Below are 5,367 nucleotides of genomic sequence, written 5' to 3'. Positions count from 1 at the left end.
ACCCGGTCATCCGGAGGGGTCACCGGGTCAGGTTTCGCCATTCTTCCTGGTCGAAGCCCTGCTGCTGCCAAGTCACCGAGGGGGATCAGCCACCGGCCCTCGTCGTTCTGGGCGGCGTTGGGGAAGGCGCCGGCGCGGATGCGCCGCTTGATTGTGCTTTCGCTGGCCTGTGTCGCGTCGACCGCTTCTTTGATGGTCAGTCGGTGTGGATCATGAACCCCGGTCATGGGGCTCATGATCCATCAATCGACCCCCGTTCAACTGCATTTCACGCAGGCTAGACGGGGTGTCATGATTCCCGGTCACGCCACGTTGATCCCCGGTCATGACACAGTTCAAGGCCCCAGAACCCGAGCTGCGGATTAATACGGCATCGATAAGTCGACGACAACAGCAAACTCACCGTCGGCGTTTGGCAGCCTTTCGACGCTGCGACCGGTTCAGGGTCGGTGTCGGCGCGGCCGCCTCCTGCAGTCGGGGCCGTTGGGTTGAGGAAACCAGCCGCGGTAACTGCCTCTTCAGTGCCTCACGTGGACCCGGGCCGAGCCGGTTCCACTCGGCCCGGAATGCCAGATTGTCGATCACCTGGCTTTGCAGCTCGTCGTTCTGCAGGATCGCCTCGAGCATTTTCGGGGTGTCGTCCCGGTGGATCCACCCCTCACGTTTGAGCCGCCGCACGCTCAGCGGGGCGTCATCTGCCGGCGGCTTTTCTACCTCGACCCGTTGCCGGATCACCGTCATCCCCACCTGCCCAGCACGTGCCGCCTGCCGGGCAGAGTGCGCCGCACGGCGGCACTGATCCGCACACCACACCCGTCGCCGCCCGGTCGCCGGCTGCACTACTTGTTTCCCGCACCACGGGCACATCAACGGGTCCACTGCATCCACATTCGACGCAGGTAAAACCGTGTTCTCATCCATCGAACCCCCTCGAAAACGTTTCGTCCCGCCGAAACTCTGCACTTTAGTGCAAGAGGTGTGTCAAGGAATTTGGGTTTGATGGACTGGACCACGGCCAGTTGACCCTGTTGGAGAACCGGGAACCTGACTGACTGAGTCCGGGAGGTAAGCCGGGTACGGGCTATCGCCCGAGAACACTTATCCCCGCACCACTTCCACGACCTGCGCCGCGACGTCGGTCGGGTTCTCATGCTCCCAGAACCGGAGCACCGTCCAACCCTCATCGACCAGCCGAGCGGACACCTGCGCGTCACGGTCACGGTTGCCCGCCACCTTCGCTGCCCAGTAGTCCGCATTCGCAGACGGTTGTCGATGATGCTCCGGGCAGCCGTGCCAATAGCAGCCGTCGATGAAGACTGCGACCTTGGCGCGGGTGAACACGAGGTCGGCACGGTGTCGTCTGTGGGTGTGGAGAGGCGCAAAGTCAACGCGGTACCGCAGCCCGGTCGCATGCACCAGCTTGCGCACCGCGAGCTCGGGCTTCGTGTCCCGTCGCCGGTTCGCGCGCATCGATGCGCGCGAACCTGGGCTTGAAGCCCAACTCTCGACCATGTGACCAGTCTCGTCCTCTGCGGGGATACGGCCAGCTAGCCGACCCGCCCTCGCTTGGGTGGCCGCTCACCGAGCCCGTTTTACACTCGCGTCCGCAGGCGTCGTACTGGTGCCCAGTGATTGCCGTACGCGTCCGGGGTACCGTGCCGCGTGGGACGACCGGATTGGGGGCCAACCCAGGCCCCAACCATGGTCGGGGATCTCTTACCACGCCAGATGAAATCGGATGCCCCCAGCGGGCCTGCTAGAACATGACACCGCCGGTCGATACTCTCCCCAACATGACGGTTCACCGATACACGGCCTTGGAGTTCTTCGCGGGGATCGGACTCGCCCGGATGGGGCTCGAGGACGCCGGGGTGAAGGTTGTGTGGGCAAACGACATTGGGCCCGACAAGAAGGCGATGTACGAGGGGCACTTCGGCGCCGATGAAGACGGCCACACTTTCCACCTCGGGGATCTCGGAGAGGTGCACTCCGATCAGATGCCGGCCACTGCCGACATCGCGTGGGCGTCGTCGCCGTGCACGGACTTGTCACTCGCGGGTGACCGTGCGGGGCTCAGCGGCAAGCATTCGGGCGCGTTCTGGGAGTTCACCCGTGTGCTCGACGAGTATGGAGCGGAGAAGCGGCCGCGTGTCGCGGTTCTGGAGAACGTGGTCGGCCTGGCTACATCACACGGTGGCGAGGACCTCGCGACGGCGATCGGCGAGTTCAACAGGCTCGGCTACTCCACCGACGTGCTGATGATCGATGCGCGCAGATTCCTGCCGCAGTCGCGGCCCCGACTGTTCATCGTTGGCGCACAGACCCCGCCGATGCGACAGCAGCAGCAGTCCGAGCTGCGACCGGACTCACTCATGCACATGTTCGGCAACGACGCGCTGCGCATGCACCGGGCGGTGCTTCCGCCACCGCCCGCGCCTGTGACCCGAGGCCTTGGCATGTACGTCCAAAGGATCGCCGACGATGACGAGCGATGGTGGGACGAGGCCCGCACCACCGCGTTCCTCGACTCACTGTCACCGAAACAGGCCGACCGGGTGAACAAACTCCGGCGGGCCAAACGGTCCAGCTATCGCACCGCTTACCGGCGCACCCGTAACGGGGTCGCGGTGTGGGAGGTCCGCGCTGACGATGTGTCCGGCTGCCTGCGCACCGCTCGGGGCGGGTCCTCGAAGCAGGCCGTGGTCAAACTCGGAGGTGGTGCCACGAAGGTCAGGTGGATGACGCCACTGGAGTATGCGCGGCTAATGGGTGCCGGCCTCTACGATCTGACCGGCACACGCATTAACCAGGCGTTGTTCGGGTTCGGCGACGCGGTGGCCGTACCTGTCGTGTCGTGGCTGACGAAGAACTACCTCGTGCCGCTACTCGACGGCTCGCTCGACGAGGCAGCCTCGACGGTGCTCGACGAGGACGTGCTCCATGGCTAGCCGCGGTGTGGCCTCGTACAACGAGCCAGACAGCACCGTGCCATCGAAGAAGGAGATGCCCACCGCGTTCGTTCGGGGGTTCCGGGAGCTGCTGACCGAAGCGCTCAACTCCGTTGACCCGACAAGCGGGAAGAAGCTTCGCAGCTGCATCGGCGTGTACGCGTTTTATGACTACGATGGCGAGCCCATCTATGTCGGACAAACACGGGAGAGCTTCGGTATACGCATCGGCCGACACCTGACAGGGCAACGATCCGACACCCTCGCGTACCGGATCCTCGACCCATTCGAGGTTGCGGAGTTGGAGCTGTACCCGCTGGAGTTCCTGCGCGCCGACCCGGACACGAAGGCAGAGGTCGACGCGGTCGAGTACTCGGTCTACGTGCGCGCGATCGAGAACTCGAAATATAGGGCAATCCTCAACGAGAAGATCCCACCGGTGTCAGAGCCTGTCGATTTACCAGCCCACGCGCGCTTCAATCTGATCCCACCAGCGATGCGCGAGGACCGCGAACATCCTGATGTCCGCATCGCTCGCCGCGCCGACACCTTGTCTCGCGTTGCCGCGGTGGCACACGAGCGCGGCGAAGTGTCTGCAGGACTGCGCCGAGTGATCGTAATCCAGGCTGTGCGCCTCGCGGATCTGGCCGCGGCGAGGCTGGCCTACGCGGAGGGAAGGAACCGACCCGATCCAGCGGCGATTGACGTCACCGCACTGGTCGGAAGCGTCATGGCCGAGTTCCACGACAGTGATGGGGACGGCTGACCATCCCAGCACGACGATCAGACCCGTGTAGATATCTAGCGTGACCCGGATTTCCCTGAGCGGATTTTGTGTGTGATCCCCTGCTCGTCGAGGGCTCTATAGAGGGTCAGGTGAACGGCCTTAGAGCGGGATACCTGATAAGGCTTTGGTTCGTCGTACCCCAATAATTTTTTAGCTTTCCGGCGTGTCGCATACCAATATTCGGTCTCTTCTACGGCAGGGTCTCCCTCATGACTTCGCCGGGATCGGTCCTCACGGACGAACTGTGGGGCCGCGAGGTGCTGCTTCCGCACCGTCCATACGCTACGAACTATCTCGATCAGGGCCAGTACCGGCGCAGTCGGGGCGAAGCTCTCGAGATGCGTTACATCGAACACTCTCCCCACGCCCTGATCGGGTCGATCGTGGTCGATTGCGACCACCCCGACGCCGCCATGCGGGCATTTCAGCAGCCCTCGGACCATCCGGCCCCGAACTGGGTATCCCAATCCCCTTCCGGGCGAGCACATCTGGGCTGGTGGCTCGGCTCAAACCATGTCTGCCGCACCGATTCCGGTCTGCTCGCCCCGCTCCGGCTCGCGCACCGGGTCGAAACCGGCCTCACCATCTCCGTGGGCGGAGATTTCGCCTACGGCGGGCAGTTGACGAAGAACCCCATTCATCCGGACTGGGAGACGATCTACGGCCCCGCCGACCCGTACACGCTGCGGGACCTGGTCACCATCCACACCCCTCGGCAGATGCCACGCCGACCGGACCGGGCCGCCGGCCTCGGCCGCAACGTCACCATGTTCGACACCACCCGTATATGGGCCTACGGACAATGGTGGACACACCGCGACGGCGGCACAGATGCCTGGCTGCAACTGGTCCTGCAGCACTGCCACGCCGTCAACACTCAGTTCTCCGATCCGCTGCCGTTCGTCGAGGTTCGCGCCACCGCCCACTCGATCGGTAAATGGATCTGGCGGAACTTCGACGAAGTGAGCTACCGCGCCCGACAGGCCGAAGTCGGCCGACGCGGCGGGAAAATCGGTGGGCGGGTGGTTTCACCTGCGAAGATCGAGGCAAACCGGCGGCGGAGAACGAAGATCGATCGCGCGTTAGCGCTGGAGGTTCTGCGATGACCGAACACATCCCCGTCCGCAAACGGAAGGGTGCGGAGACCAGGGCGCGCCGCACCATGACCGCCAAGGAGGGTGCGGCCCGACTCGGTGTCTCTCCTCGCACCGTTCAGCGGATCATCGCTGAACCTCGAGAGGAGTTCGAGGCCAGGGCCCAGGAACGGCGAGAACGCGCCGCTGCGCTGCGTGCCTCGGGCCTGAAGTACAAGGAGATCGCTGAGGAAATGGGCATCTCCACCGGCGCTGTAGGTGCGCTGCTCCACGAAGCACGCAAGTCCTCGGTCAGCTCCTAGCCGAAAACCGTCGACGTATCCGGCCCAGAGTTCCTCTGGGCTCTTGAACGTTGGCCTGGGTGGGAGTCGCCGGCGGACTCGCTACGGGAGCGGCGGTGGCCGGGGCCGCCTGTTTCGCTTCGAGCATCTTGAGCATCTGCTGCTGCACGTCGATGATCCGATTGCGTTCACTCGCCAAGGCTTCTGCCACAGCCAGCCGTTGCCGGAGTTCTGCGTTCTCAAGGGCCAGGTCACAG

General features: G+C 64.2%; 8 protein-coding genes. 4 read left to right on the top strand and 4 right to left on the bottom strand.

Features of this window, described 5'->3' with window-relative positions; all coding sequences use genetic code 11:
* From RM2_RS22675 to RM2_RS22665, 3 genes are all read right to left on the bottom strand, one after another.
* Nucleotides 1–227 (bottom strand): MerR family transcriptional regulator (locus RM2_RS22675; protein WP_218017272.1); only part of this gene is annotated, 227 nt, incomplete at its 3' end.
* A 172-nt stretch (nucleotides 228–399) separates the two neighbouring features.
* Nucleotides 400–921, bottom strand: a complete 522-nt coding sequence (locus RM2_RS22670) for a hypothetical protein (RefSeq protein WP_139277917.1) — start codon at nucleotides 919–921, stop codon at nucleotides 400–402.
* A 177-nt stretch (nucleotides 922–1,098) separates the two neighbouring features.
* Nucleotides 1,099–1,512, bottom strand: a complete 414-nt coding sequence (locus RM2_RS22665; RefSeq protein WP_072691713.1) for a very short patch repair endonuclease — start codon at nucleotides 1,510–1,512, stop codon at nucleotides 1,099–1,101.
* Nucleotides 1,513–1,793: 281 nt separating this feature from the next.
* On the opposite strand from RM2_RS22665, the gene RM2_RS22660 reads away from it, so the two are divergent.
* The 4 genes from RM2_RS22660 (at nucleotide 1,794) to RM2_RS22645 (ending at nucleotide 5,131) form a co-directional block, all read left to right on the top strand.
* A complete protein-coding gene (locus RM2_RS22660) occupies nucleotides 1,794–2,948 on the top strand; it encodes a DNA cytosine methyltransferase (RefSeq protein ID WP_139277916.1) in 1,155 nt (384 codons plus the stop codon).
* On the top strand, nucleotides 2,941–3,714 hold the full coding sequence (locus RM2_RS22655) for a GIY-YIG nuclease family protein (RefSeq protein ID WP_072691711.1): 774 nt from the start codon (nucleotides 2,941–2,943) through the stop codon (nucleotides 3,712–3,714). The genes RM2_RS22660 and RM2_RS22655 overlap by 8 nt, the downstream gene beginning before the upstream one ends.
* A gap of 230 nt (nucleotides 3,715–3,944) precedes the next feature.
* Entirely contained in the window at nucleotides 3,945–4,841 is an 897-nt protein-coding gene (locus RM2_RS22650) for a replication initiation protein (RefSeq protein WP_139277915.1), read from the top strand.
* A complete protein-coding gene (locus RM2_RS22645; RefSeq protein WP_072691710.1) occupies nucleotides 4,838–5,131 on the top strand; it encodes a sigma factor-like helix-turn-helix DNA-binding protein in 294 nt (97 codons plus the stop codon). The genes RM2_RS22650 and RM2_RS22645 overlap by 4 nt, the downstream gene beginning before the upstream one ends.
* Here the strand turns inward: RM2_RS22645 and RM2_RS24965 are convergent.
* Nucleotides 5,121–5,367: hypothetical protein (locus tag RM2_RS24965; RefSeq protein WP_218017271.1), on the bottom strand; the 247-nt coding region annotated here is incomplete at its 5' end. The two genes, RM2_RS22645 and RM2_RS24965, sit on opposite strands and share 11 nt — an antisense overlap.

It is taken from the genome of Rhodococcus marinonascens NBRC 14363 (genome assembly GCF_001894885.1).
Classification (GTDB): domain Bacteria; phylum Actinomycetota; class Actinomycetes; order Mycobacteriales; family Mycobacteriaceae; genus Rhodococcus_F; species Rhodococcus_F marinonascens.
This window is presented reverse-complemented; position numbering and strand designations above follow the sequence as displayed.

Coding starts and splice junctions, on each gene's coding strand:
- RM2_RS22670 (WP_139277917.1), bottom strand. CDS start 921: ATGGATGAGAACACGGTTTTACCTGCGTCGAATGTGGATGCAGTGGAC.
- RM2_RS22665 (WP_072691713.1), bottom strand. CDS start 1,512: ATGGTCGAGAGTTGGGCTTCAAGCCCAGGTTCGCGCGCATCGATGCGC.
- RM2_RS22660 (WP_139277916.1), top strand. CDS start 1,794: ATGACGGTTCACCGATACACGGCCTTGGAGTTCTTCGCGGGGATCGGA.
- RM2_RS22655 (WP_072691711.1), top strand. CDS start 2,941: ATGGCTAGCCGCGGTGTGGCCTCGTACAACGAGCCAGACAGCACCGTG.
- RM2_RS22650 (WP_139277915.1), top strand. CDS start 3,945: ATGACTTCGCCGGGATCGGTCCTCACGGACGAACTGTGGGGCCGCGAG.
- RM2_RS22645 (WP_072691710.1), top strand. CDS start 4,838: ATGACCGAACACATCCCCGTCCGCAAACGGAAGGGTGCGGAGACCAGG.